General features: G+C 70.3%; 23 protein-coding genes and 1 pseudogene. 18 read left to right on the top strand and 6 right to left on the bottom strand.

All coding sequences use genetic code 11. The annotated features are described in order from the left end of the window. Positions 1-8 precede the first annotated feature (8 nt). From OHB23_RS17470 to tsaD, 5 genes are read left to right on the top strand one after another with little or no spacing between them, the layout of a single operon-like run. Positions 9-1,058 (top strand): alpha/beta fold hydrolase, encoded by a 1,050-nt coding sequence (locus OHB23_RS17470; RefSeq protein WP_027503799.1) that lies wholly within the window; start codon positions 9-11, stop codon positions 1,056-1,058. Between the two features lie 4 nt (positions 1,059-1,062). After that, positions 1,063-1,521 (top strand): tRNA (adenosine(37)-N6)-threonylcarbamoyltransferase complex ATPase subunit type 1 TsaE, encoded by a 459-nt coding sequence (gene tsaE, locus OHB23_RS17465; protein WP_328810014.1) that lies wholly within the window; start codon positions 1,063-1,065, stop codon positions 1,519-1,521. Between the two features lie 21 nt (positions 1,522-1,542). Next, on the top strand, positions 1,543-2,199 hold the full coding sequence (tsaB, locus tag OHB23_RS17460) for a tRNA (adenosine(37)-N6)-threonylcarbamoyltransferase complex dimerization subunit type 1 TsaB (RefSeq protein ID WP_285188593.1): 657 nt from the start codon (positions 1,543-1,545) through the stop codon (positions 2,197-2,199). After that, a complete protein-coding gene (gene rimI / locus OHB23_RS17455) occupies positions 2,196-2,678 on the top strand; it encodes a ribosomal protein S18-alanine N-acetyltransferase (protein WP_307093471.1) in 483 nt (160 codons plus the stop codon). The genes tsaB and rimI overlap by 4 nt, the downstream gene beginning before the upstream one ends. Then, the gene (tsaD, locus tag OHB23_RS17450) at positions 2,675-3,721 is read left to right on the top strand and encodes a tRNA (adenosine(37)-N6)-threonylcarbamoyltransferase complex transferase subunit TsaD (protein WP_328810012.1); all 1,047 of its coding nucleotides are present in this window, start codon (positions 2,675-2,677) and stop codon (positions 3,719-3,721) included. The genes rimI and tsaD overlap by 4 nt, the downstream gene beginning before the upstream one ends. A gap of 7 nt (positions 3,722-3,728) precedes the next feature. Here the strand turns inward: tsaD and OHB23_RS17445 are convergent, their stop codons facing one another. After that, positions 3,729-5,294 (bottom strand): Hsp70 family protein, encoded by a 1,566-nt coding sequence (locus OHB23_RS17445; protein WP_222627316.1) that lies wholly within the window; start codon positions 5,292-5,294, stop codon positions 3,729-3,731. A gap of 242 nt (positions 5,295-5,536) precedes the next feature. Here OHB23_RS17445 and OHB23_RS17440 point away from each other — a divergent pair. The 3 genes and pseudogenes from OHB23_RS17440 to groL all read left to right on the top strand — a co-directional run. Further along, a pseudogene (locus OHB23_RS17440) lies at positions 5,537-5,710 on the top strand (LLM class flavin-dependent oxidoreductase); the annotation flags it as partial. 316 nt (positions 5,711-6,026) lie between these two features. Then, a complete protein-coding gene (gene groES, locus OHB23_RS17435) occupies positions 6,027-6,326 on the top strand; it encodes a co-chaperone GroES (RefSeq protein ID WP_027503792.1) in 300 nt (99 codons plus the stop codon). Positions 6,327-6,413: 87 nt separating this feature from the next. Next, complete coding sequence (gene groL / locus OHB23_RS17430; protein ID WP_027503791.1) at positions 6,414-8,030, top strand: chaperonin GroEL; 1,617 nt, start codon at positions 6,414-6,416, stop codon at positions 8,028-8,030. A 64-nt stretch (positions 8,031-8,094) separates the two neighbouring features. On the opposite strand, the gene OHB23_RS17425 is transcribed toward groL, so the two are convergent. Continuing rightward, positions 8,095-8,388, bottom strand: a complete 294-nt coding sequence (locus OHB23_RS17425; protein WP_037183820.1) for a WhiB family transcriptional regulator — start codon at positions 8,386-8,388, stop codon at positions 8,095-8,097. Positions 8,389-8,686: 298 nt separating this feature from the next. Between OHB23_RS17425 and OHB23_RS17420 the strand changes: the two genes are divergently transcribed. The 3 genes from OHB23_RS17420 (at position 8,687) to OHB23_RS17410 (ending at position 11,175) form a co-directional block, all read left to right on the top strand. Beyond that, positions 8,687-9,442 (top strand): hypothetical protein, encoded by a 756-nt coding sequence (locus OHB23_RS17420; protein WP_328810011.1) that lies wholly within the window; start codon positions 8,687-8,689, stop codon positions 9,440-9,442. Positions 9,443-9,578: 136 nt separating this feature from the next. Then, positions 9,579-10,157 carry a sigma-70 family RNA polymerase sigma factor gene (locus tag OHB23_RS17415; protein ID WP_027503789.1) on the top strand — a complete coding sequence of 193 codons (579 nt, stop codon included), beginning with the start codon at positions 9,579-9,581 and terminating at the stop codon, positions 10,155-10,157. Next, positions 10,150-11,175 carry an anti-sigma-D factor RsdA gene (locus OHB23_RS17410; protein ID WP_328810010.1) on the top strand — a complete coding sequence of 342 codons (1,026 nt, stop codon included), beginning with the start codon at positions 10,150-10,152 and terminating at the stop codon, positions 11,173-11,175. Before OHB23_RS17415 ends, OHB23_RS17410 begins: the two co-directional genes overlap by 8 nt. A gap of 87 nt (positions 11,176-11,262) precedes the next feature. Here OHB23_RS17410 and OHB23_RS17405 read toward each other — a convergent pair whose 3' ends face one another. Further along, positions 11,263-11,667: a DUF5319 domain-containing protein gene (locus tag OHB23_RS17405; RefSeq protein WP_027503788.1), complete on the bottom strand. Its 405-nt coding sequence runs from the start codon at positions 11,665-11,667 to the stop codon at positions 11,263-11,265. A 287-nt stretch (positions 11,668-11,954) separates the two neighbouring features. On the opposite strand from OHB23_RS17405, the gene guaB reads away from it, so the two are divergent. The 4 genes from guaB to guaA all read left to right on the top strand — a co-directional run bounded on the left by guaB (position 11,955) and on the right by guaA (position 18,131). Then, the gene (gene guaB / locus OHB23_RS17400) at positions 11,955-13,421 is read left to right on the top strand and encodes an IMP dehydrogenase (RefSeq protein ID WP_027503787.1); all 1,467 of its coding nucleotides are present in this window, start codon (positions 11,955-11,957) and stop codon (positions 13,419-13,421) included. A gap of 69 nt (positions 13,422-13,490) precedes the next feature. Next, positions 13,491-14,633 carry a GuaB3 family IMP dehydrogenase-related protein gene (locus OHB23_RS17395; protein WP_027503786.1) on the top strand — a complete coding sequence of 381 codons (1,143 nt, stop codon included), beginning with the start codon at positions 13,491-13,493 and terminating at the stop codon, positions 14,631-14,633. An 80-nt stretch (positions 14,634-14,713) separates the two neighbouring features. Then, positions 14,714-16,504, top strand: a complete 1,791-nt coding sequence (locus OHB23_RS17390; protein ID WP_051612917.1) for an FAD-dependent oxidoreductase — start codon at positions 14,714-14,716, stop codon at positions 16,502-16,504. Positions 16,505-16,532: 28 nt separating this feature from the next. Then, positions 16,533-18,131 (top strand): glutamine-hydrolyzing GMP synthase, encoded by a 1,599-nt coding sequence (guaA, locus tag OHB23_RS17385; RefSeq protein ID WP_056442621.1) that lies wholly within the window; start codon positions 16,533-16,535, stop codon positions 18,129-18,131. Between the two features lie 39 nt (positions 18,132-18,170). Here guaA and OHB23_RS17380 read toward each other — a convergent pair whose 3' ends face one another. Both OHB23_RS17380 and OHB23_RS17375 read right to left on the bottom strand, forming a co-directional pair. Beyond that, positions 18,171-18,407: a hypothetical protein gene (locus tag OHB23_RS17380; protein ID WP_056442488.1), complete on the bottom strand. Its 237-nt coding sequence runs from the start codon at positions 18,405-18,407 to the stop codon at positions 18,171-18,173. Next, complete coding sequence (locus OHB23_RS17375; protein ID WP_222638123.1) at positions 18,397-19,665, bottom strand: PspC domain-containing protein; 1,269 nt, start codon at positions 19,663-19,665, stop codon at positions 18,397-18,399. The genes OHB23_RS17380 and OHB23_RS17375 overlap by 11 nt, the downstream gene beginning before the upstream one ends. Positions 19,666-19,814: 149 nt before the next feature. Here OHB23_RS17375 and OHB23_RS17370 point away from each other — a divergent pair, with 149 nt between their 5' ends. The 3 genes from OHB23_RS17370 to OHB23_RS17360 are packed head-to-tail and all read left to right on the top strand — an operon-like array spanning position 19,815 to position 22,713. Further along, on the top strand, positions 19,815-21,122 hold the full coding sequence (locus tag OHB23_RS17370; RefSeq protein ID WP_442973047.1) for a sensor histidine kinase: 1,308 nt from the start codon (positions 19,815-19,817) through the stop codon (positions 21,120-21,122). A 2-nt stretch (positions 21,123-21,124) separates the two neighbouring features. Further along, the gene (locus OHB23_RS17365; protein ID WP_037184132.1) at positions 21,125-21,760 is read left to right on the top strand and encodes a response regulator; all 636 of its coding nucleotides are present in this window, start codon (positions 21,125-21,127) and stop codon (positions 21,758-21,760) included. After that, entirely contained in the window at positions 21,757-22,713 is a 957-nt protein-coding gene (locus OHB23_RS17360; RefSeq protein WP_328810008.1) for an endonuclease/exonuclease/phosphatase family protein, read from the top strand. Before OHB23_RS17365 ends, OHB23_RS17360 begins: the two co-directional genes overlap by 4 nt. Positions 22,714-22,803: 90 nt before the next feature. On the opposite strand, the gene OHB23_RS17355 is transcribed toward OHB23_RS17360, so the two are convergent. Then, positions 22,804-24,054, bottom strand: a complete 1,251-nt coding sequence (locus OHB23_RS17355; protein ID WP_328810007.1) for a serine/threonine-protein kinase — start codon at positions 24,052-24,054, stop codon at positions 22,804-22,806. Positions 24,055-24,133 lie beyond the last annotated feature (79 nt).

Below are 24,133 nucleotides of genomic sequence, written 5' to 3'. Positions count from 1 at the left end.
TCGCCGGAATGGCCGGGGGCGCGGCGAGTATCGCGGCCGTGGCCGCCGTGGCCGGCATCACGGCGGTGCGGCGCCGGGTGGGCCCGCCGGTGCCCGACGCCGGTCGGCGCGAGGACTTCGAGTCGATGGAGTTCGATCGCGGGTGCGTCGTCGCCAGCGGAGACGGAGTGCCGCTGGCGGTGCGCGAGGTCGGTCCACTCGAGGCGCCGCTGACCGTGGTGTTCGTGCACGGGTACTGCCTGCGCATGGAGTGCTGGCACTACCAGCGTCGCGAGCTCGCCCGCCGGTGGGGCGACGACGTGCGGATGGTGTTCTACGACCAGCGCGGTCACGGCCGATCCGGCGACGTCTCGCCGGACGAGTGCGACATCGCCCGCCTCGGCATCGATCTCGCCGACGTGATCCGGGCCGTCGCACCGCGTGGGCCGCTGGTGCTGGTGGGCCACTCGATGGGCGGCATGTCGGTGCTGGCGGCCACTCGCCAGTTCCCCGACGCGGTGGCCGAGCGGGTCGTCGGAGTCGCGCTGATGTCCACCACCGCAGCGGGTCTCGCGCGTACCGGTCTCGGACGGAACCTCCAGAATCCGGCCGTCGACGCGTTCCGGCTCGCGGTGCGGACCGCTCCGGGTGCGGTCCAGTTCGGCCGCGGTGTCGTGCGCGGGGTCATCGCCCCGGTGCTGCGCGCGGCGTCGTTCGGCACCGCGGTCAGTCCCGCCCTCGAGGCGTTCGCCGAGCAGATGATCCACGACACCTCGGTGGTGACGATGGTCAACTTTCTCCAGGCGCTCGAGCTGCACGACGAACTGGAGGCGCTGCCCGTCATCGCGGACACGGCGACCCTGGTGCTGTGCGGCGACGACGACTGGGTCATCCCGTTCGACAAGTCCGAGCAGCTGGCCGACGCGCTCCCGCACGCCGAGATGGTCCGGGTCCGCCGCGCCGGTCACCTGGTGCAGCTCGAGTTCCCCGACGAGGTGAACGACGCCCTGGACCGTCTGGTACAGCGTGCACGCGACGGACGGGTCCGCGCCGAACCGACGAGGCGAACCGTTGGCTGACGCGGTGCCGGTCGAGGGGGAGGCCGTCCTCTCGACGGCCGAGGACACCGAGCTCCTGGGCGAGCGCCTCGCCGCGGAGCTCGAAGCGGGCGACGTCGTGGTGCTCGACGGACCCCTCGGCGCAGGTAAGACGACGCTGACGAGGGGTCTCGCCCGCGGACTCGGCGTGCTCGGCCGCGTGAGCTCGCCGACGTTCATGATCGCGCGCACCCACCGCGCCGGCGGGGACACCGGCCCCGGGCTCGTGCACGTCGACGCCTACCGGCTGGGGCTCGGAACCGGCGCCTCGGCGATGGACGAGCTCGACGCCCTCGACCTCGACACCGAGCTGGCGGACTCCGTCGTCGTCGTGGAGTGGGGCGAGGGCATCGCGGAGGCCCTCGCCGACCGGCACCTGCTGATCCGGCTGCGGCGCGAGCCGGAGTCCGACGTCCGCACCGCCACGTGGCAGTGGATCGGGTGAGCACGGGTAATCTGGATCCCCGTGCTGATACTCGCCGTGGACACCTCCACTCCCGCCGTGACGGCCGGGGTGGTGCGGCTCGACGACACCGGCCCGCAGCCGCTCGCGACGCGCGTCACCGTCGACGCCCGTAAGCACGCCGAAGTTCTCACCCCACACATCCTCGAGTGCCTCGCCGACGCCGGCATCAGCGCGGACGACCTGTCCGCTGTCGTCGTCGGCACCGGACCGGGGCCGTTCACCGGCCTGCGCGTGGGCATGGCGACGGGAGCCGCCTTCGGTGACGCCCTCGGCATCCCGGTGCACGGTGTCGGCAGTCTCGATGCCATCGCCGCGGCCGTGCCCGGTGATCGCGAGGTCCTCGTCGTCACGGATGCGCGTCGCCGGGAGGTGTACTGGGCACGGTTCCGCGGCGCCGAGCGCGTCGCCGGACCGTTCGTCTCGCCCGCCGCGGACATCGTCGTGGGGGAGTCGACGGTGGTGGCCGGATCGGCACTGCACGTCGATCTGGTGGACCTGCCCGTGGAACCGGTCGAGAGTCCGTCCCCGGAATGCCTCGTCGCCGTGGCCGCGCAGGCGCTGCGCTCCGGCGCGGAGCCGACGTCGTTGGTGCCGCAGTATCTCCGGCGTCCCGACGCGGTCGCGACGGCCGATCGAGCGGCGAAGACCCGCGCATGATCGGCACGGTCGAACCGATGCGCGTCGAGGACGCGGACCGGTGCGCGGAGCTCGAGGCCGTGCTGTTCCCCACCGACGGGCCCTGGCCCGCATCGGCCTTCGTCGAGGAACTGCGCGGCCCGCACGTGCGGTACTTCGTCGTGCGAGAGGACGACGGTCGGGCCGTCGGGTACGCCGGGATCGCGTTGCTGGGCAAGGGCGAGGACACCGAGTCCGAGGTCCACACCATCGGCGTCGATCCCGCCGCGCAGCGTCGCGGTATCGGCAGGGCACTGCTCGACGCGTTGCTGCACGAGGCGGACCTGCACGGCGGTCCGGTGTTCCTCGAGGTGCGCACCGACAACGAGTCGGCCATCGAGTTGTACCGCCGGGCGGGCTTCGACATCGTCGGGACGCGCCGCCGCTACTACCAGCCCAGCGGTGCGGACGCGTACACCATGACCAGGCCCGCCCCGACTACGAGAGGTGGTCACCCGTGATCGTCATGGGGATCGAGAGTTCGTGCGACGAGACCGGTGTCGGCATCGTCCGCTACACCGGAGACGCGTCGGGCACCGGCACGTGCGAGATGCTCGCCGACGAGGTCGCGTCCAGTGTCGACGAGCACGCCCGCTTCGGTGGTGTCGTCCCCGAGATCGCATCGCGCGCACACCTCGAGGCCATCGTGCCCACGATGCGACGAGCGTTGGCGCAGGCGGGCATCCGTCGCCCGGACGCCGTCGCCGTCACCATCGGACCGGGCCTCGCCGGAGCGCTCCTCGTCGGTGTCGCGGCGGCGAAGGCCTACGCGGCCGCGTGGAACGTGCCGTTCTACGCGGTCAACCATCTCGGTGGTCACGTCGCGGTGGACACCCTCGAGCACGGCCCGATGCCGGAGTGTGTCGCGCTGCTGGTCTCGGGCGGACACACGCACCTGCTCGAGGTGTCCTCCCTCGCCGAACCGATCGTCGAACTGGGCAGCACCGTCGACGATGCGGCGGGAGAGGCCTTCGACAAGGTCGCCCGGCTCCTCGGACTCGGGTATCCCGGCGGTCCCGTGCTCGACGCGCTCGCCGCAGAGGGTGATCCGCGCGCCGTCGCGTTTCCTCGCGGCATGACCGGACCACGCGACTCCCGCTACGACTTCTCGTTCTCCGGCCTCAAGACCGCGGTGGCTCGCCACGTCGAGTCGGCGCAGCGCGCCGGCCGTCCGATCGTGGTGGCCGACGTGGCCGCGTCGTTCCAGGAGGCCGTCGCCGATGTCCTGACGATGAAGGCGCTGCGCGCTGTGACCGACCGGGGGATCGGCACCCTCGTCCTGGGCGGCGGTGCCACTGCGAACTCGCGTATCCGATCGCTCGCCGAGGAGCGGTGCGCCACGGCCGGGGTGACGTTGCGCGTGCCCACTCCGCGTCGATGCACCGACAACGGCGTCATGATCGCCACGCTCGGGGCGCACATCGCTGCATCCGGAGCCGAGCCGTCACCACTGACGGCGGCGACCGATCCGGGCCTGCCCGTCTCGGTCAGCCAGGTCGTCTGACGGCCCGTCAGGCGGGTGGTGCAGTCGATGGTGTGACCGCCGGAGCGGACGTGGTCGGTACGGGAACGAGGCCCTCGGGGAGCACGGACTCCGGCACCACGGCACCGGGCGCGGGCGACACCGGTGTCGATCCGGACTCGGGCGTGCTCTCCGGCGTCGTCACCGGCGGGGTCGGCAGCACACTGGTCAGGTCCGTCCACCACGGCGGGATTCCGGGAACGTCCGGCAGGACGATGACCGGAAGATCGGGAGCCGGGCGGAGTGTCGGGGTGGTGGATGTCGGCGGCGCCACGGTCGTCGTCGCCGTGGCCGACGGTGACGACGAGCGAGTCGGGTAGGGACGCACCTCGGGGGTGTAGGTGTAGTCGGTCGTCGGCCACGGTTCCGCGGCCGTGGGCTCCGGCGCGTCGTCCTCCCAGCCACCGGTCAGAGCCGGCGGCGCAGCCTCGGGTGCCGACGCGCTGGTGGCCGTCTCCTCCGTGGTGGAGTTCGGGAGTTCCGAGGTGGCCACCGTGGTGACGGCCGGCTCGCTCGACGGGGTCAGGGCCTGGACGCCGTACGCGAGCACGACGGCCATGGCCGCGCACGCCGCGGCGAGCAGCCCGACCGTTCGCAGGCCCCCGGCGATCGAGGTGGGCGGCCGGGTGGACGCGGGCAGCACCGAGTGGCCGAGGTCGCGGGCCAGCAGGGCTGCGCCCTTGGCCACGGCGGCATCGGGTTCGGGCGTCGGCACCGCGGGCACGTCGGCGGCGTGGGTGATGGTCTCGACCACGGCGGGCACGTGGGCGCCGCCGCCGACCACGGCGGCCGCCTCGGGACGCGCGGTCGGGCCGGCCTCGTCGAGCACCTCGAGTACCAGCTCGCGCAGCGCAGCCAACGGTGCGGCGATGGCGACGACCATCTCGGCGCGAGTCACGGTGAGCGTCTCGGCTCCGGGCAGATCCACGGTGACGGACTCGTGGAAGGACAGTTGCTCCTTGGCCGTGCGTAGACGCGCCGCGACCACCGGGCGATCCGAAGTGGTGACCGCGGGCAGCCTCTCGGCGGTCAGGGCGAGGAGGTGCGCGTCGAGGACGGCTCCGCTGACCTCGTCGGTGCGCCGGACCGCGCGCACGGTGCCGTCGACCTGATCGATCACCGTCGTGGTGGTGCCCGAGGCGCCGACGTCGACGAGCAGGACGTGGCCGTACCGCGCCACCTCGCCGGTGTGCCGGAGCCAGCACAGCAGAGCGTCGGTGTCGGTCACCAGATGGTCGTCCGTCACGTGATGACGACGGGTCGCCGACAGAATGGACCGCGATCCGAGGCCGCCGCGATGCGCCACGGCGATACGTCCGCCCGACGTGGCGGGGCGGGTGTCGTCGTCGACGAGGTGGTGGGACGCGAGATCGAGCGAGGTGGCGACCAGGTCACCAATGTCGGAGCGGGCGCCCTCGGCGGTCACGGTGCGGTAGTCGAAGGTCTCGGTGCCGTCGGGAGCGGTGGTGAGGACGGCGCAGCACACCACCTCGGATCCTGCCGAGACCCCGATGGTGGGTTCGGGGACCACACTCTCCTGCTGTGTGTCCGACACGTGCATGCACCTCCTCGGGCGGTCGTTCCTACGCTGCCGTTATACGAATGTTACCGAACTCCGCCGGAAATAGTGCACATCCCGCGCTGGTTCCGGCCGCGGAGGGACACCGAACCCCTTCCTGACCAGTGCAATGACGAGACGTCACGAAAGTGAGAAAGGGGCGCGTCACCGTGTCTGCGAGCGTCGAGATCGGCATCACCACCTTCGCCGAGACCTACCCGGAGGAGGGAGTCCAGGAGGTGCGCGGCCACGGTCGACGACTGCGCGAGGTGGTCGAGGAGGCCCAGCTCGCCGACGAGGTGGGACTGGACGTGTACGGCGTCGGTGAGCATCACCGCGAGGACTTCGCCGCGTCCGCGCCCGCCGTCGTGCTCGCGGCGATCGCGGCGCGGACCGAGCGCATCCGTCTGACGCATCAGCGTCGGCACGCTGCCCCACGAGACGGTGCTGCGCTCCATCGAACTTCTGGGCCGCGAGGTAGCGCCTCTGGTCCGCGAGGCGATGGCGTCCTCGACGCGACACGAGAATGTGCACTCGTGAAGGTTGAGTGCTGGCACTCGCGTGTATAGAGTGCTAGTCGACGACAGGTTCAGTGACCCGGCACCCGCGACGACGGGCCACCGCAATCGTGCGTCGTGAACCAGAGCAGTACCCAGCAGGACGAACACCAGCACAATCCGTGCCGGGGACCAGCCCCGGACCGACAATCGTGAAAGTGGAGGGCTCATCGTGGCAGGCGTGAACATCAAGCCGCTCGAGGACAAGATCCTCGTCCAGGCCGTCGAGGCCGAGACGACGACCGCCTCCGGCCTGGTCATCCCCGACACCGCCAAGGAGAAGCCCCAGGAGGGCACCGTGGTGGCCGTGGGTGAAGGCCGAGTGACCGACAAGGGAAATCGCATCCCTGTCGACGTCAAAGAGGGTGACACCGTCATCTACAGCAAGTACGGCGGCACCGAGATCAAGTACGCCGGCGAGGAGTACCTGATCCTGTCCGCACGCGACGTGCTGGCAGTCATCTCCAAGTAAGCCCCACGCCTTCCGCCCCGGTGTCCTTGTCTCGAGGACCCGGGGCGGAATGCGTCACGCCGTACTGATGAGGAGTTGGTAGGCCACATGTCCAAGCAAATCGAATTCAACGAGGTCGCACGACGCAGCCTCGAGAGGGGCGTCGACAAGCTCGCCGACGCCGTCAAGGTCACCCTCGGGCCCCGCGGCCGGCACGTGGTGCTGGCCAAAGCCTTCGGTGGTCCCACCGTCACCAACGACGGCGTGTCCATCGCCCGTGAGATCGACCTCGAGGATCCCTTCGAGAACCTCGGCGCACAGCTCGTCAAGAGCGTCGCCACCAAGACCAACGACGTCGCCGGTGACGGTACGACGACGGCGACGGTACTGGCACAGGCCCTGGTCAAGCAGGGGCTCAAGAACGTCGCCGCCGGTGCCAACCCCATCGCGCTCGGCGCCGGCATCACCAAGGCCGTCGAGCACGTGTCCGAGGCACTGCTCGCCGCCGCGGTTCCCGTGCAGGGCGAGAAGTCCATCGCGCAGGTCGCCACCGTGTCGTCCCGCGACGAGGTCATCGGCCAGATGGTCGGCGAGGCGCTCACCCGCGTCGGCGCCGACGGTGTCGTGACGGTCGAGGAGTCGAGCTCGCTCGTCTCCGAACTCGTCATCACCGAGGGCGTGCAGTTCGGCAAGGGCTACCTCTCGCCGTACTTCGTCACCGATCCGGACAGTCAGGAAGCGGTGTTCGAGGACGCGCAGATCCTGCTGTACCGCGAGAAGATCTCGTCCCTTCCCGATTTCCTGCCGCTCCTGGAGAAGATCGCGGAGTCGGGCAAACCGGTTCTCATCATCGCCGAGGACATCGAGGGCGAGGCACTGTCCACGCTCGTCGTGAACTCGATCCGCAAGACGGTCAAGGCCGTCGCGGTGAAGGCGCCGTTCTTCGGAGACCGCCGCAAGGCGTTCCTCGAGGACCTCGCCATCGTCACCGGTGCCACCGTCATCAACTCCGACATCGGCCTCAGCCTCAAGGATGCGGGCCTCGACCTGCTCGGCAGCGCACGCCGCGTCGTCGTCACCAAGGACGAGACCACCATCGTCGAGGGTGCGGGCACCGCGGAGGCCATCGCCGACCGCGTCGGACAGCTCCGTCGCGAGATCGAGGCGACCGAGTCCGACTGGGACCGCGAGAAGCTCGAGGAGCGTCTGGCGAAGCTGGCCGGCGGAGTCGCGGTCATCAAGGTCGGTGCCGCCACCGAGACCGACCTCAAGGAGCGCAAGTTCCGCGTGGAGGACGCCGTCAACGCCGCCAAGGCAGCTGTCGAGGAAGGCATCGTCTCCGGTGGAGGCGCCGCACTCGTGCACGCCAGCCGCGGCCTGAAGGACCACCTCGGTCTGACGGGCGACGAGGCCATCGGCGTCGAGGCAGTGCGCCTCGCGCTGCGGGCCCCGATGTACTGGATCGCGAGCAACGCCGGTATCGACGGTTCCGTCGTCGTCGGCAAGCTCGTCGACGCGGACGACGGCACCGGCTTCAACGCCGCCACGCTGACGTACGGCGACCTGGTCGCCGACGGCGTCATCGACCCGGTCAAGGTCACTCGCTCGGCCGTGGTGAACGCCGCGTCCGTCGCGAAGATGATCCTCACGACCGAGTCGACCGTCGTCGACAAGCCCGAGGTCGTCGAGGACGAGGGCGGCCACGGTCACGGCCACAACCACTGACCACCCTCTCGACGAGCGAGGCCCCATCGGACACTGTCCGGTGGGGCCTCGCTCGTCGGTGGGGTCAGGAGGCCAGACGGCGACGGTTGCGCCGCGCGAAGACCTCTCGCTCGGTCTCGGACATGCCGCCCCAGATGCCGTACGGCTCGCTCACGGCGAGCGCGTGGCTCCGGCACTGGGCGAGGACGGGGCACGCGCGGCACATCTCCTTGGCCTTCATCTCGCGTTGCGCTCGCGCTCGTCCTCGTTCACCATCGGGATGGAAGAACATCGACGAGTCCTCGCCGCGGCACGATCCGTGCATCTGCCAATCCCAGATATCGGCATTGGGTCCGGGAAGGTGATTGGGCTGGGGCATTGTGTACTCCTAGGACTCTCACGCACGGTCGTGAATTCTTCTGGTGCAGTTCACGATCTGTCGCAACCGTAGAGCCGGGCGAGTTTCACCGTCAACAGTCTCGATCGTGGTGATCTGCATACTCCGAGCAGGCATTAATTAACTCGGACGACACTTTTCTCTGGTGTCGAGCCGGTAGGGGAGTCCTCGTAATGTCCCTGTCACATCGTCGACAAGACACCGACACACTGTGCCCGGAAATGTCGTGACATTTCGTGTGTAAATTCCTGGATAACGCCCGAAGACTATTCTGTTTCCCGTGCAGTCCTCGTGTCCTCCCGTGCCCGGTCCGGACTCCCTGACACGGTGGTCGGAGGCCGTCGACGCCGGGGCCCGCGGGTGGTACGCCGCCTCGCTCACCCGGGCCCGGTCGCTGCGGCGCGACGCCGATCCGGCCGTGCGGTCCCTGAGCGCGAGCCTCGAGGGGTCGCTGCTGCGCCAACTCGGCCGCCACACCGACGCCGCGGTGCGTGACGGCGCGGCGCTCGTCGACAGCGGCTTCTCCCGTGGGACAGGTCCGCGCCGGGCGATCGACGTCGACGCCGCCGTCGACGCCCTCGTCGGTCTCGCCGCCGATGCCATCGGTCCCCGCCGCCTCGCGCGGGCCGACGTCCTCCTCGCCCGGGCGGAGTCGGTGCTCGCCACCCGGCCCGGGCACCAGCGAGTGTCTCTCCGCGTGCTGTGGGTCCGTGCGGAGGTGGCGATGGCGTCGGGTGACGCGCGGCGCGCCCTCGACGCGGCGGAGGCATCCGTTCGGGCGGCACGGGAGTTCCGGTCGCCGCGGCACCTCGTCAAGTCCCGTGTGGTGCACGCCGCGGCCCTGCTGGTGGCGGGTGACCACTCCGTCGCCGCGACGGCAGCGCGCTCGGTGCGCGACGACGCCGTCGCCGCCGACCTGCTCCCGCTCGCGTGGGCCTCCGCCTGCCTGTCCGAAGCGTGCGGTGACCGCGACGCCGGCGCTGTCCGACGGGTGTTCGAGGTTGCGATCCGGTCACGCGGTGGGCAATTCTCGTGACCGAACCGTACGGTTCGGTCGAGCCGCGTCGGGCGGCGACTATCCTTGAGAGGTTCCGCACCGGGCCGTCGGGGACCGGGAGGAAGCGCGCTCGATTCCGGAGCGGGCCCGATGTGAGGTGGGAAACACTCTGACGATGATTGCCACGGGTGAGGGGCTGGACTCGGCCGTCGCCGCAGCTGCTCGCGGCGACCGAAGGGCTCTCTCCGTCGTCCTCGAAACCATCAGGCCGATCGTGGTCCGGTACTGCCGCGCGCGCGTCGGTGCAGGTGAGAGGGGTCAGCTGTCTGCTGACGACGTCGCCCAGGAGGTGTGCCTCGCGGTCATGACAGCGCTGCCGCGCTACGAGGACCAGGGCCGCCCCTTCATGGCGTTCGTGTACGGGATCGCATCGCACAAGGTCGCGGACGCCCATCGCAGCTCGTCGCGTAACAAATCCGAACCGATGGCCGATGTACCGGATGTCATGTCCATCGAGGACGGCCCCGAGCAACGGGCGCTGGATTCGGAGGCAGGACGCCGCATGAACGAACTGCTGTCGACGCTGTCGGAGAAGCACCGCGAGATCCTGGTGCTCCGGTTGGTGGTCGGGTTGTCGGCAGAGGAGACGGCCGCCGCCGTGGGTAGTACCGCAGGCGCCGTTCGTGTGGCGCAGCACCGGGCAATAGCGAAGCTGAAGAACGAAGTAGTGGGAGCAGGTGACAAGTATGGCTAGGGACTCGTGGCGCGGCAGCGCTGGAGATTCTCGGCACGGCGCCTCCGGACACGGAGCCACCGGCCGCCCCGACGCCTCCGGCGCAGGTGGCGTCGATCCCCGAGCCGTCGACGACCTCGAGTCGTCCGGCCCCGTCGACATCATGGCCGTGCGCCGTGACGACGCGCTCATCGATGCGATCGCGAGCGACGGTCCCGTCGCGACCGTCGACTCCGACGAGTATCGCCTGGCCAGCCTGCTGGCCGAATGGCGTTCCGACATCCTCGCCGACCCGCTCCCCGAGAGTCCCGATCTCGATCAGGTCGCCGCGGCGATCGATCTCGCGCTGGCCGAGGACGCGCTGCACCGTCAGCGCACGCGGAGCCGCATGCGTTTCCTGCGTCCCGTCGCCGGTGCCGCGGCCGCCGTCGCGTTCCTCGCGGGTGGTGTCACGGCGTTCTCGTACAGCGCGATGCCGGGCGATCCCCTGTGGAAGGTGAAGGAGGTCGTCTTCACCCAGCAGGCCGATTCGACGGTCGCGCAGGTCGATACCACGTCGGCGCTGCAGGAGGTCGAGGATCTGCTCGCTCGTGGTGACGCGGAGACGGCCAAGACTCGTCTGGCCGAGGCCGCACAGCGCACGGAGAGCATCCGCGACGAGGACGAGCGTGCCCAGCTGCAGATGTGGTGGACGCGCCTGTCGGACGAGTTGGCAAAGCTGACAGCGCCGGCCGCCGTTCCGCCGCCGGCGTTGCCGACCCCGCCGGTCACCACGGTGCCGACCGTGCCGCAGGACGTCATCCCGGAGATCCCCGTCGATCCGAGCCTGCAGCTCCCGCAAATCCCGCTCCCGACGGAGATCCCGCAGCTGCCGACGGACATCCAACTGCCGGGGATTCCGCTGCCGACGGACCTGCCGTTCTTCCCGCAGGCGCCCACTACCACGGTCACCGTCCCGCCGGAGATCCTGCGGGCACCGATGCCCGTGCCGTCGACGACGGCGGCGGTCACCCCGGACACGTCCGTGGTGCCCAACTGACCTCGAGTCACCGACCACGTGCACGACGACGGCCCGCAGACACTGTCTGCGGGCCTTCGTCGTGAAGTGGTGTCGCGCGCCGACGCCCTAGGAGTCGTACCCGTCGCCCTGGAGCGCGTCGTTCATGGACGCGTCCGCGTATCCGCGGCAGTAGTCCCACGTGACGTACGCGTCGGGAATCGGGTCGTACGCGGGCTCGTGGGGACGCACCGTGCCGTCGACGAGAAGCTGCAGCAGGTTCGCGCGCAGCATGTCCCAGTCGTGGTAGTGGTCCTGCTGGCAGTCCTCGCAGCACACGACGAGGCCTCGCACGCCGCGGTGGGCGAGCAGTGCCTCGTAAACGGCGAGATCCGCGAGATCCTCCTCGACCGCCAGGCGTTCCTGGGGATCGAGGGGCTGTCCGGGCTCGATGGCGTCGAGGGCGGCCGAGGGGTCGGCTGGATCGCCGGCGAAGGGATCCGGCGGCAGACCTGGAGGCAGTTGATCGCGCACACGTCCACGGTACGCAGCAAGTGCCGGTCTGCGCCAGCGCTACACGGCTCCGCGGGGGTCCGGCGGCCTCCGGCGCACGGGGTGACCTGCGCCGGGCGGGGGACCGATACGATGTACCGCGAGCGGACGAGGGAAGTCCCCGGCTCGCACATCGATCGACCGCAGCTCAGGAGGGCCCGATCCGTATGAGTACCCCCGACAGGCCCGTGACCGCCGCAGAGGACTCGACCGCCCGCGTCGAGGCGACCCGTGTCCGCACCGGTGGCGACGACCCGAACAAGGTTGCCATGCTGGGCCTCACCTTCGACGACGTTCTCCTCATACCCGCCGCATCGGATCTCATTCCGAGCAAGGTGGACACGTCCAGCCAGCTCACCCGCGAGATCCGGCTGCGCGTCCCCCTGGTGTCCAGCGCCATGGACACCGTCACCGAGGCACGCATGGCCATCGCCATGGCTCGCGCCGGCGGTATGGGCGTCCTGCACCGCAACCTGTCCGCGGCCGATCAGGCGGCGCAGGTCGAGGTGGTCAAGCGGTCCGAGGCCGGCATGGTCACGGATCCGGTGACGTGCTCGCCGTCGGACACGCTCGCCGAGGTCGACGCGCTGTGCGCCAAGTTCCGCATCTCCGGCCTGCCCGTCACCGACGAGCGCGGCGAACTGGTCGGCATCATCACCAACCGCGACATGCGGTTCGAAGTCGACCAGAACCGCACCGTCGCGGAGGTCATGACCAAGGCTCCGCTGGTCACCGCGCGCGAGGGTGTCACGGCCGACGCCGCGCTGGGCCTGCTGCGTCGTCACAAGATCGAGAAGCTGCCCATCGTCGACGGACACGGCCGGCTCACCGGTCTGATCACCGTCAAGGACTTCGTCAAGACCGAGCAGCACCCCTACGCCACCAAGGACCGCGACGGTCGCCTGCTGGTCGGTGCCGCCGTCGGCGTCGGCGACGACTCCTGGTCCCGCGCGATGCTTCTCGCGGAGGCAGGGTGCGACGTGCTCGTCGTCGACACGGCGCACGGGCACAACTCCCAGGTCCTCGAGATGGTCAGCAAGATCAAGGCCGAGGTGGGCGAGCGTGTCCAGGTCGTCGGCGGCAACATCGCCACCCGCTCGGGAGCGCGCGCCCTGGTCGAGGCGGGTGCGGACGCCGTGAAGGTGGGCGTGGGTCCCGGTTCCATCTGCACCACCCGCGTCGTCGCCGGCGTCGGTGCCCCGCAGATCACGGCCATCCTCGAGGCGGTCGCGGTGTGCAAGGCCGCCGGTGTGCCCGTCATCGCCGACGGCGGACTGCAGTTCTCGGGTGACATCGCCAAAGCTCTCGCCGCCGGCGCCTCCACCGCGATGCTCGGATCCCTGCTCGCGGGCACCGCCGAGTCGCCCGGTGAGCTGATCCTGGTGGGCGGCAAGCAGTTCAAGAGCTACCGCGGCATGGGTTCGCTGGGCGCCATGCAGGGACGCGGCGCGACGAAGTCCTTCTCCAAGGACCGCTACTTCCAGGACGACGTGCTGGCCGAGGACAAGCTGGTGCCCGAGGGCATCGAGGGGCGCGTGCCGTTCCGAGGCCCGCTGTCCCAGGTCATCCATCAGCTCACGGGCGGACTGCGGGCCGCGATGGGCTACACGGGGTCGAACTCGGTGGAGGAGCTGCAGGAGGCGCAGTTCGTGCAGATCACCTCTGCCGGACTCAAGGAGAGCCACCCGCACGACATCACGATGACCGTCGAGGCACCGAACTACACTGCCCGCTGACTCGATTCCGGCCGGAGTCGAGCGCCTCCCGACCCACGAGGTCCGGGAGGCTTACGAGAGAGGACGCGCGTGCGCGACCTGGTGGAAATTGGCATGGGCCGCACGGCTCGACGGACGTACGAGCTCGAGGACGTGGACATCGTCCCGTCCCGGCGTACCCGGTCGTCGAAGGAGGTGTCGACGGCATGGCAACTGGACGCCTACCGCTTCGACATCCCGATCGTCGCGCACCCGACCGACGCGTTGGTGTCTCCGTCGTTCGCGATCGAGCTGGGCAAGCGCGGTGGCCTCGGCGTCATCAACGGTGAGGGCCTGTGGAGCCGCCACGCCGACGTGGAGTCGGTGATCGATCAGCTCGTCGAGCTCGCGGAATCGGACGTCGACGCGGACGCGCCGGTGAAGATGCTGCAGAAGCTCCACGCCGCACCCCTGCAGCCGGATCTGCTGGCCGCCGCCGTCGCGCAGGTGCGGGAGGCCGGTGTCACGGTCGCCGTGCGCGTCAGTCCCCAGAACGCACGGTCGCTGACTCCGGCACTGGTGGCCGCGGGCATCGACCTGTTGGTCGTGCAGGGCACGATCATCTCTGCGGAGCACGTGGGGCACCCGAGCGAGGAACCGCTCAACATGAAGACGTTCATCGCCGAGCTCGACGTTCCCGTCGTGGCCGGCGGCGTGAGCGACCACCGCACCGCCCTGCACCTGATGCGGACCGGCGCCGCGGGTGTCATCGTCGGGTACGGATCCACCGAGGGTGCCACCACCACGGGCGAGGTCCTCGGTATCGGTGTCCCGATGGCCACCGCGATCGCCGACGCCGCCGCCGCCCGTCGTGACTACCTGGACGAGACCGGCGGCCGGTACGTGCACGTGCTCGCCGACGGCGGGATCTCGACATCGGGTCATCTCGCGAAGGCCATCGCCTGCGGTGCGGACGCCGCCGTGCTCGGCGCACCGCTCGCCCTGGCCGACGAGGCTCCCGGCCGCGGCTGGTACTGGCCGTCGGCAGCGGCGCACCCGTCGATGCCGCGCGGTGCGTTCCTGCCCGTGTCGTTCGGCGAGGACCGTCCGTCGCTGGACCGCGTCCTGTCCGGTCCGTCGACGGACCCGTTCGGTTCGCTGGACCTGGTCGGCGGCCTGCGACGGTCGATGGCCAAGTCGGGCTACTCCGATCTCAAGGAGTTCCAGAAGGTGGGCCTCAACATCCGCGGATAGTCGCGACCAGTTCCTGTCACCCGGATTCACACGTACGGTATCGTGGTGCCGATCACGTCCGGGTCTATCAGGAGGTCTCGATGAGCGACGCAACCACGACGAGCGCCACCCCGCACTACGACGTCCTCGTCGTGGGGTCCGGCTTCGGTGGCAGTGTCACGGCGCTGCGGCTCGTCGAGAAGGGGTACTCGGTCGGCGTTCTCGAGGCCGGGCGTCGGTTCGAGGACGACGACTTCGCGGCGACCAGCTGGGACCTGAAGAAGTTCCTCTGGGCGCCGAAGCTGGGCTGTTTCGGCATCCAGCGCGTCCACCTGCTGCGTGACTGCCTCATCCTTGCCGGCGCCGGCGTCGGCGGCGGGTCGCTGAACTACGCCAACACGCTCTACCAGCCGCCGCGGACGTTCTTCCAGGACCAGCAGTGGTCGCACATCACCGACTGGCACTCCGAGCTGACGCCGTTCTACGAGCAGGCGCAGAAGATGCTCGGTGTCGTGCAGAACCCGCACATGACCCCGGCGGACCACGTCATGAAGTCCGTCGCGGACGACATGGGCGTCGGCCACACCTTCATTCAGACGCCCGTCGGCGTGTTCTTCGGCGACGAGCCCGGCAAGACGGTGCCCGATCCGTACTTCGGCGGCATGGGCCCGGACCGCACCGGCTGCATCGAGTGCGGCGAGTGCATGACGGGCTGCCGCCACAACGCCAAGAACACGCTGCTCAAGAACTACCTCGGCCTCGCCGAGAAGGCCGGCGCGGACATCGTGCCGATGACCACCGTCACCGACCTGACACCGCGACCGGACGGTTCGTGGGTCGTGTCCACCGAGCGGACCGGCGCGCGCCTGCGCAAGGGCCGTGCCACCTACACCGCGGGGCACGTCGTCCTCGCCGCCGGTACGTGGGGCACCCAGCAGCTCATGCACAAGTTCCGCGACACGGGTTCACTGCCGAACCTCTCGCCCACGGTCGGGCGCCTGACGCGCACCAACTCGGAGTCCATCGTCGGCGCGGGCAAGCTGACCTACGACCCGTCGATCGACCTCACCCGCGGTGTCGCGATCACGTCGTCGTTCCACCCCAGTGCGGACACGCACATCGAACCGTGCCGCTACGGCAAGGGCTCCAACGCGATGGGCCTGCTGCAGACGCTCATGACGGACGGCGGCGGCCGCACCCCGCGGTGGCTCAAGTTCCTCGCCGAGGTGGTCAAGAACCCCGTCCGGTTCCTGCGCATGATGAACACGCGGCACTGGAGCGAGCGCACCATCATCGCGCTGGTGATGCAGAACCTCGACAACTCCATCACCACCTTCACCAAGCGTGGTCCGTTCGGGCGTCGCCACGTCAGCAGCCGGCAGGGACACGGCGAGCCGAACCCCACGTGGATCCCGATGGGCAACGAGGCCACCCGGCGCATCGCGAAGAAGATCGACGGGATCGCCGGCGGGACGTGGGGAGAAGTCTTCAACATCCCGCTCACCGCCCACTTCCTCGGCGGCTGCGTCATCTCCGAGGACGTCGAGAACGGCGTCATCGACCCGTACCACCGCGTGCACAACTACCCGACGCTGAGCATCGTCGACGGCTCGTCGGTGTCCGCCAACCTGGGCGTCAATCCCTCGCTGACCATCAGCGCGCAGGCCGAGCGGGCCGCGTCGCTGTGGCCGAACAAGGGGGAGAAGGACCTTCGGCCCGCGCAGGGACTGCCGTACGAGCGCATCGAACCCATCGCACCCCGCAGCCCGGTGGTTCCCGCGCACGCACCGGCGGCGCTCGTGCTGCCCATCGTCGAGATCCGGACGCCGACGAGTACGCCGCCGTCCTCGACGCGGGTCGCCAGCCACGCGGGCAGCACCGGCGCGGCATGAGGGCGGACGCGCTCTCTAGACTGTGCGCGTGACCGACTCCCCGCAGCAGGATCCCGTCCCGCCCCTCGAGAACGCGAATCCGGTGCTCGTCGTCGACTTCGGCGCGCAGTACGCCCAGTTGATCGCGCGGCGCGTCCGTGAGGCACGGGTGTTCTCCGAGGTCGTGTCACACACGATGACGGTCGACGAGATCGCGGCGAAGAAGCCCGCGGCGATCGTGCTGTCCGGTGGTCCGTCGAGCGTCTACGCCGAAGGTGCGCCGCAGCTCGATCCGGCGCTGTTCGACCTGGACGTCCCGGTCTTCGGTATCTGCTACGGGTTCCAGGCAATGGCGGGCGCGCTGGGAGGCACCGTCACCCACACGGGCACCCGCGAGTACGGGCGCACCGACATCGACGTCTCCGGCGGAACGCTGCACGACGGGCTGCCGTCGACGCAGCCCGTGTGGATGAGTCACGGCGACGCCGTCACCGAAGCTCCCGAGGGCTTCGAGGTCGTGGCGACCAGTGCCGGCGCCCCCGTCGCCGGCTTCGAGAACCGGGCACGACGCCTCGCCGGGGTGCAGTATCACCCGGAGGTCCTGCACTCCCCGCACGGTCAGCAGGTGCTGTCCCGTTTCCTGCACGACATCGCCGGCATCGCGCCGACGTGGACGGCGGCGAACATCGCGGACGCACTGGTCGAACAGGTGCGCGAGCAGGTGGGCGACGGCCGGGCCATCTGCGGTCTCTCCGGCGGTGTCGACTCGGCGGTCGCCGCGGCGTTGGTGCAGCGCGCGATCGGTGACCGACTGACGTGTGTGTTCGTCGATCACGGACTGCTGCGAGCGGGAGAGCGCGAGCAGGTCCAGCAGGACTTCGTCGCCGCCACCGGCGCCCGGTTGGTGACGGTAGACGCCGTGGACACCTTCCTGCGCGAGCTCGACGGCGTCTCGGATCCGGAGACCAAGCGCAAGATCATCGGCCGCGAGTTCATCCGATCGTTCGAGGGTGCGGTGAGCGCGGAACTGGGTGACAGTGCGGCGCACGGGGAGTCGATCGACTTCCTCGTCCAGGGCACGCTCTACCCGGACGTGGTCGAGTCCGGCGGCGGGAGCGGTACCGCCAACATCAAGAGCCATCACAACGTCGGCGGTCTGCCCGAGGATCTGCAGTTCTCGCTCGTGGAGCCGCTCCGGCTGCTGTTCAAGGACGAGGTCCGCGCCGTCGGCCGGGAGCTCGGCCTGCCCGAGGAGATCGTGGCGCGGCAACCGTTCCCCGGCCCGGGCCTGGCCATCCGCATCATCGGATCCGTGACGCCCGATCGCCTGGCGACGCTGCGCCACGCCGACGCCATCGCCCGCGAGGAGCTGACGATGGCGGGTCTGGACTCCCAGATCTGGCAGTGCCCCGTGGTGCTGCTCGCCGACGTCCGCAGTGTGGGTGTGCAAGGCGACGGCCGGACCTACGGCCATCCCATCGTCCTGCGTCCGGTGTCGAGCGAGGACGCGATGACCGCGGACTGGACCCGGCTGCCGTACGACGTGCTCGAACGGATCTCCACCCGGGTCACCAACGAGGTGCGCGAGGTGAACCGGGTGGTGCTCGACGTGACGAGCAAGCCGCCGGGCACCATCGAATGGGAGTGAGCCCGGCGGCGGACCGCCTGCGGTCGAACGGCGAGAGCCCTACTGCGAGCGGGACTTCCGTCGCCTGACGGGTGCCAGGACGAGGACCACGCCGACGACGATCGCGGCGATCACCAGGGTCCAGCCCGACGCGGCGCCGGCGACGATCGCGGTGGGGTCCGCGCCGACGAGCGTCGGGATCGCCAGCAGCAGTGCCGCCACTCCGGCGATCAGCAGGACCGGTGAGGGTCCGCGGCGATCGGTACCGCTCGTATCGTGTCCGGTCTCATCGGTCACGGTGCACCTCCAGATTTCCCAGCGCAGTGCTGGCCTCGATGGTCAGGGTCGGTCCTGCCGTCCCGTCGGATCCGCCGTCGACCCCGCCGGCGCCGATGCAGTTCGCGTTGCCGACGGCGCTACTGCAGTCGGTGACGACGTTCATGGTCGGTGACAGCAGGATCTCGGTGTTGCCGACGGCCTTCTCCACGGTCACGGTGCGGTCCTCGGTGAGGTCGAGCCCGCGCAGGTCGAGGACGAAGTTCCCCACACCGGACTCGTACGCGGGCGCCAGCGCGGCCATCGACGTGGGCGCGATCGTCACGTTGCCCATGTTCGGCGACTCGACACCGCGCAGGTCTTGCACGTCGACCAGGGACGACACGAGGACGAACCCGGCGAGCGGGGCCGCGAGAACGAGCAAGCCGTAGCCGCGCCGCAGGAACGCGCCGATGATCAGTCCGATGCCGACGACGGTCAGCGCCACCGCGCCGACACGGGGAGCGGTCACGACGGCGGCGCCCGTGGCGGCGCCGATGCCGATGGTCACAGCGGAGGCGATGATGGCGAGGCCGATCACCGTGGACGTCAGGTGCGACTTCCGCGTCGGTGCGGGGACCGGGAGAACGGGCCGACCCGGTTCGGGGAGGTCCCAGGCGAACGGGGCGACTCCCAGAGGATCCCAGCTCGGCGGCGGCGGAGTGGACGGTGTGTCCGGGTCGTCCTTCGACAACGAGACGGGCGCGGGGTGGGCGGCGGGTTCCGGTACGTACTGGTCGGGGAGCGTCGAGTAGGCGTTCCACTGCTGTGCGGCCGGATCGTGCGCGGAGAGGGGAGCGCCGGCGAGCTCGGCCGGTGTCGGCGCGCTCGGAGTCCGACGGAACAGCAGGTACAGGGCCCCCAGCATGGCGATCGTGGACACCAGCCCCGATCCCATTCCGAGTGGTCCGACCGTGAGGACCGAGATGACGAGAGCGACGGACAGCACCACGGCCGTCGTGTGGGAGTCCGACGTGCGGCCGCGGCCGAGCAGCGACTCCGCCGGCGACACGACATCGCCGCGGCGCGGAAGCACCAGCCAGGCAGCGAGATACAGGACCAGGCCGGATCCACCGAACAGGGTGGAGACGACGAACGCGACACGGACGAGAACGGGGTCGACGCGGTAGCGGTGCCCGATTCCGGCGGCGACACCGGCACCGGGGCCCTGATCGGGCAGGCGCACGGGTCGGGTTCGCCAGATCTCGGACAGCTGGGCGGACGCGGTGGCGTGGGTCATGGATACATCCTGGGCTGCCGAGGCGTCCCGGCACATCGGGGCGAACCCTGATTTCGCCGGTGTCCACGCGTCGTGCGACTCGACCGAGATGGGGGAGAACCCCGATACCGCGGAGCCGTGAGCCGTGCCAGTATCGAGGCGTGTCCACCCTGCCCGCACAGCCTCCGCACACGCGGGAGCCCCCCGGCCGTCCGCCGTTGCCGACGCCGGCGCTCCGTCGCCGTGCCGCCGGACGTGTCGTCGGCGGTGTCGCGGGCGGTGTCGCCGATCACCTGGACGTCGACGTGTTCCGGGTGCGGGTCGTCTTCGCGGTGCTGTGCGCCGCGGCCGGCGCCGGTGCCGTCGCCTACGGACTGCTGTGGATCTTCACCTCCGCGGGTACCGACGTCCGCAGGCCGGACCGCTCGGAGAAGCGTCGCGCGTACGGGCTGATCGCCCTCGGGATCGGCGGCGCCGTCGCGCTGGGGTCGGGGCTGACGGGCAGCTCGTCCACGATCATCGCCCCTGTCGTCGTCGTCGCGCTCGGCGCCGCGCTGGTGTGGCGGGAGTTCGACGCGGCCGGGACCCGGACGGCGGACACCCGGCCTCGGCACGCACGCACGTCGGTACTCGGGTGGGCGCGCATCGTCGCCGGGGTCACGCTCGTGATCATCGGGCTCTGTGTCGTGCTCGTCGCCCGCGTGGACGTGCGGGCGCTGCAGTCGTCCCTGCTCGCCGTCGTCGTGACGCTGGTCGGGGCGGTACTGCTCACCGTCCCGCTCTGGATGCGGTTGTGGCGCGCCCTCGGTGACGAGCGCGCGGCACGCATCCGGAACGACGAACGCGAGGAGATCGCGTCGCACCTGCACGACTCCGTGCTGCAGACCCTCGCTCTGATCCAGAAGCAGTCCACCGACTCCGCCGAGGTGATGCGCCTCGCGCGCAGCCAGGAACGAGAGCTGCGCAAGTGGCTGTTCGGGGGAGACCGGGACGACCACGCATCTCTCGTCCGCGCGTTGGCCACCATCGCCGGTGAGGTCGAGGACCACTACGGTGTGACCGTGGATCCCGTGACCGTGGGCGACGTGGCCCTGGACGAGCCGGTCGAGAGTTCGGGGTTGAACCGTGAGGTCGCCACTGCTCTGCTCGGAGCCACGCGCGAGGCACTCGTCAACGCCGCCAAGCACTCCGGGGTGACCTCCGTCGACCTGTACGCCGAGGCGGGCTGCGACACCGTCGAGGTCTTCGTCCGCGACCGCGGGTGCGGATTCGATCCGGACAGCGTGCCGCAGGATCGCCAGGGCCTGGCGCGCAGTGTGCGGGCACGCATCGAACGCCGGGGCGGCTCGGTGCGGGTGCGGTCCGCACCCGGGCAGGGTTCCGAGATCCACATCTGTGTGCCGCGGGTGCGCGGCACGGGTACCACCGGGCACGCGGACTCCGCGCCCGACACCGCGAGAGAGGAACGGTCCGCGTGACCCTGCGAGTCTTCCTGGTCGACGATCACGGAGTGTTCCGGTCGGGGGTGCGCGCGGAACTGGGGCGCGAGACCGACATCGAGGTGGTCGGTGAGGCCGGGGGCGTCGCGGACGCGGTCCGTGGTATCGACGAGATCCGTCCCGACGTCGTCCTGCTCGACGTGCACATGCCCGACGGCGGTGGGGTCGCCGTTCTGCAGTCCATCGCGGAGGGCCCGGTGTGCCTGGCGCTCAGCGTGTCCGACGCCGCCGAGGACGTCATCGCCGTGATCCGCGCCGGTGCTCGGGGTTACGTCACCAAGACCATCTCGGGGTCCGATCTGGCCGACGCGGTGCGCCGCGTCGCGGGCGGTGACGCCGTGTTCGGACCGCGGTTGGCGGGGTTCGTCCTCGACTCGTTCACCGGTCGCTCCGCGGCACCGGAACCGCCGCTCGATCCGGAGCTCGACTCCCTGACGCCGCGCGAGATGGAGGTGCTGCGTCTGCTCGCCCGCGGCTACACCTACCGCGAGATCGCCGAGACGCTCTTCATCTCGATCAAGACCGTCGAGACCCATGCCTCGAACGTGTTGCGGAAGACCCAGCAGTCCAACAGGAACGCCCTCACCCGCTGGGCACACCGACGGCGCATCGAATGAGGGCCCGTGCGGTCGCGGCCGTCGTCGTCGGCCTCGGTGGGCTCGCCGCGGGTCTGGTGGCCGTCGTCTCGTCGATGCTCGAGACCCGCAGCATGGTGGTCGTGGGTCCCGCTTCCGCGGCGCCGATCCTGTTGTGCGTGACCGTCGTCGGAGTCCTGGTGTGCCTGCTCGCGCGGCGGTGGTGGATCGCCGCGGCGTCCGCCGTTCTCCTGGGGTCGGCCGCAGTGGTCGTGGTGCCGTTGTACGTACCGGGCGCCGCGGGAGTCGCCGATGCCGCCCCCGGTGAGCCGCTGCGCGTGATGCAGGCGAACGTCAAACTGGGAGAGGCGGATCCACAGGCACTGGTGGCGTCGGTGCGGGAGCGCCGCATCGACGTCCTGACCGTGCAGGAGCTCACCGAGGAGTCGGTGGGGGCGTTCGACGCGGCCGGGCTCTCCGCCGCGTTGCCCTACCGGTTCGTGGCGCCGTATCAGGGCGGCGCGGGCGCCGCGGTCTACAGCCGGTTCCCGCTGTCGAACGGCCGGGAACTGCCCGGTTACCTGCTCGCGAGCGTGACGGCAGATCTCGATGTCGGTGCGGCGCAGCCGCTCCGGGTCTACGCGGTGCATCCGGTGCCGCCCTGGCCGACACCCACCCCGGTGTGGGCGTCGGAGCTCGACATGCTCGGTGACGAGTTGGCGCAGGCGTCGCCGGGAGCGGTGATCGTCGGCGGTGACTTCAATTCCACGCACGCGCACAAGCGGTTCCGCGATCTGCTCACCGGTGGATACGTGGACGCCGCGGACGCCGTCGGTGCCGGGCTGATCCCGACCTACCCGATGGACACGTGGTACCCACCGGTGGTCGGGATCGACCACGTCGTGGTGCGGGACGCGCAGGTGCGCTCCCTCGAGCCCGTCGACATCGTGGGATCGGATCACCGGGGGCTCGTCGCGACCGTCGACGTCCCCTGACCCACCTCGATCTCGCGAGTACGTCCGAACTGTCGTCCTGTGGTGGATGTTCGCGACAGTACGGCCGTATTCGCCGGGGTCGGGAGCGGGTCAGAGCACCAGGAGCAGGACGATGAGCAGGAGCAGCACCGCGCCGCCGATCGCGAGGTAGAGCGGCAGCCCGGCGGGGGCGCTGAAGGACTTGGGTTCCTTCGTCTCGAACGCGGGCGGCGAGTACGTCGGGCGCGGAGCCGGCCCAGGTGCCGGCGTGGTGGACGCCGCCGTCGGACGTGGAACCCGATCCAGAGGGGTGGCGGTGTCCGCTGCCGGGAGCCCCGTCATGGTGCGGCCGTGGATGCGTTCGCCTCGCCGGGAGGTGCCCGGGACTCGGGAGCCGCGCAGCGCCCAGAACGGGACCTGACCGTCGGTCGCGCGCAGCGGGTGGTTGATCACCGATCCGGCGTTGCCGTTCTTGCCCACGGCGAGGGTGACGAAGCGGGTGCGGACCTCGGCCATGGTGGGGCGGCGCGCAGGGTCGGGTTCGAGCATGTGCAGCAACGTGGCCGTCATCGGTCCGCTCTTGCGCGGTGGGATGATGCGCCCCCCGGCGACGCGGTGCAGCAGGGCGATGGAGTCGGCGTCGATGCCGAAGGGTGGTTGTCCCTCGGTCGCGGTGTACAGCGTGGCGCCGAGCGAGAAGACGTCGCTGGCCTCGGTGGGGTCCGCGCCGCGCGCCACCTCGGGTGCGAAGTACGCGGGGGTGCCGGTGATGACGGCGCTGTTCTCCTCGTGCGTGTCCGTCTTGGCGCGCGAGATGCCGAAGTCGCTGATCTTGACCATGCCCAGCGCGCTGCCGCGATCGGCGACCAGGATGTTGCCCGGCTTGATGTCGCGGTGCACGATGCCGGCGGCGTGGGCGGCGGTGAGGGCGTCGGCGATCTGGGCACCGATCTGGATGACCTCGTCCGGGGGCAGCGACTCGGCGATGTTGAGGGCCATCGCGAGGCTGCGGGCGGGGAGGTACTCCATGATGAGCCAGGGCTCGCCGCTGTCGAGTGCGACGTCGTGCATGGCGATGGCGTGCGGGTTGTTCAGCTGGGCCGCCATCCGCCCCTCGCGCATGGCGCGTTCGCGGATCTCGCGGGCGGCCTCGGGAGTGAGGTCCACGGTCGAGGTGGCCTGTTTGACGGCCACCTTGCGGCTGAGCAACGTGTCGCTCGCGAGCCACACCGCGCCCATTCCGCCGCCGCCGAGCTTGGAGTCGAGTCGGTAGCGACCGGCGAGGAGGTAGTCGGGTCCGATGACCGGTCGCGTGCGCCCCGAGCCGGCCACCGCTCCGCTGGGCTGCTGGTGATCAGTCACGGTGTTCGAGGTTATCGGACGAGCCGATCGAGTGCCGGGCAGGGCTGTCACCAGGACGTTTCCGGGCGTCTTGACGTTC

This window comes from Rhodococcus sp. NBC_00294, assembly GCF_036163995.1.
In the GTDB taxonomy this organism is placed as follows: domain Bacteria; phylum Actinomycetota; class Actinomycetes; order Mycobacteriales; family Mycobacteriaceae; genus Rhodococcoides.
Note: the sequence above shows the minus strand (reverse complement) of the source record. Positions and strands in the feature narration are given on the sequence as shown.

Excerpts from the sequence above, each read along its gene's own strand:
- OHB23_RS17470 (WP_027503799.1), top strand. The coding sequence starts at position 9 with ATGGCCGGGGGCGCGGCGAGTATCGCGGCCGTGGCCGCCGTGGCCGGC.
- rimI (WP_307093471.1), top strand. The coding sequence starts at position 2,196 with ATGATCGGCACGGTCGAACCGATGCGCGTCGAGGACGCGGACCGGTGC.
- groL (WP_027503791.1), top strand. The coding sequence starts at position 6,414 with ATGTCCAAGCAAATCGAATTCAACGAGGTCGCACGACGCAGCCTCGAG.
- OHB23_RS17425 (WP_037183820.1), bottom strand. The coding sequence starts at position 8,388 with ATGCCCCAGCCCAATCACCTTCCCGGACCCAATGCCGATATCTGGGAT.
- OHB23_RS17415 (WP_027503789.1), top strand. The coding sequence starts at position 9,579 with ATGATTGCCACGGGTGAGGGGCTGGACTCGGCCGTCGCCGCAGCTGCT.
- OHB23_RS17410 (WP_328810010.1), top strand. The coding sequence starts at position 10,150 with ATGGCTAGGGACTCGTGGCGCGGCAGCGCTGGAGATTCTCGGCACGGC.
- guaB (WP_027503787.1), top strand. The coding sequence starts at position 11,955 with ATGCTGGGCCTCACCTTCGACGACGTTCTCCTCATACCCGCCGCATCG.
- OHB23_RS17390 (WP_051612917.1), top strand. The coding sequence starts at position 14,714 with ATGAGCGACGCAACCACGACGAGCGCCACCCCGCACTACGACGTCCTC.
- OHB23_RS17375 (WP_222638123.1), bottom strand. The coding sequence starts at position 19,665 with ATGACCCACGCCACCGCGTCCGCCCAGCTGTCCGAGATCTGGCGAACC.
- OHB23_RS17360 (WP_328810008.1), top strand. The coding sequence starts at position 21,757 with ATGAGGGCCCGTGCGGTCGCGGCCGTCGTCGTCGGCCTCGGTGGGCTC.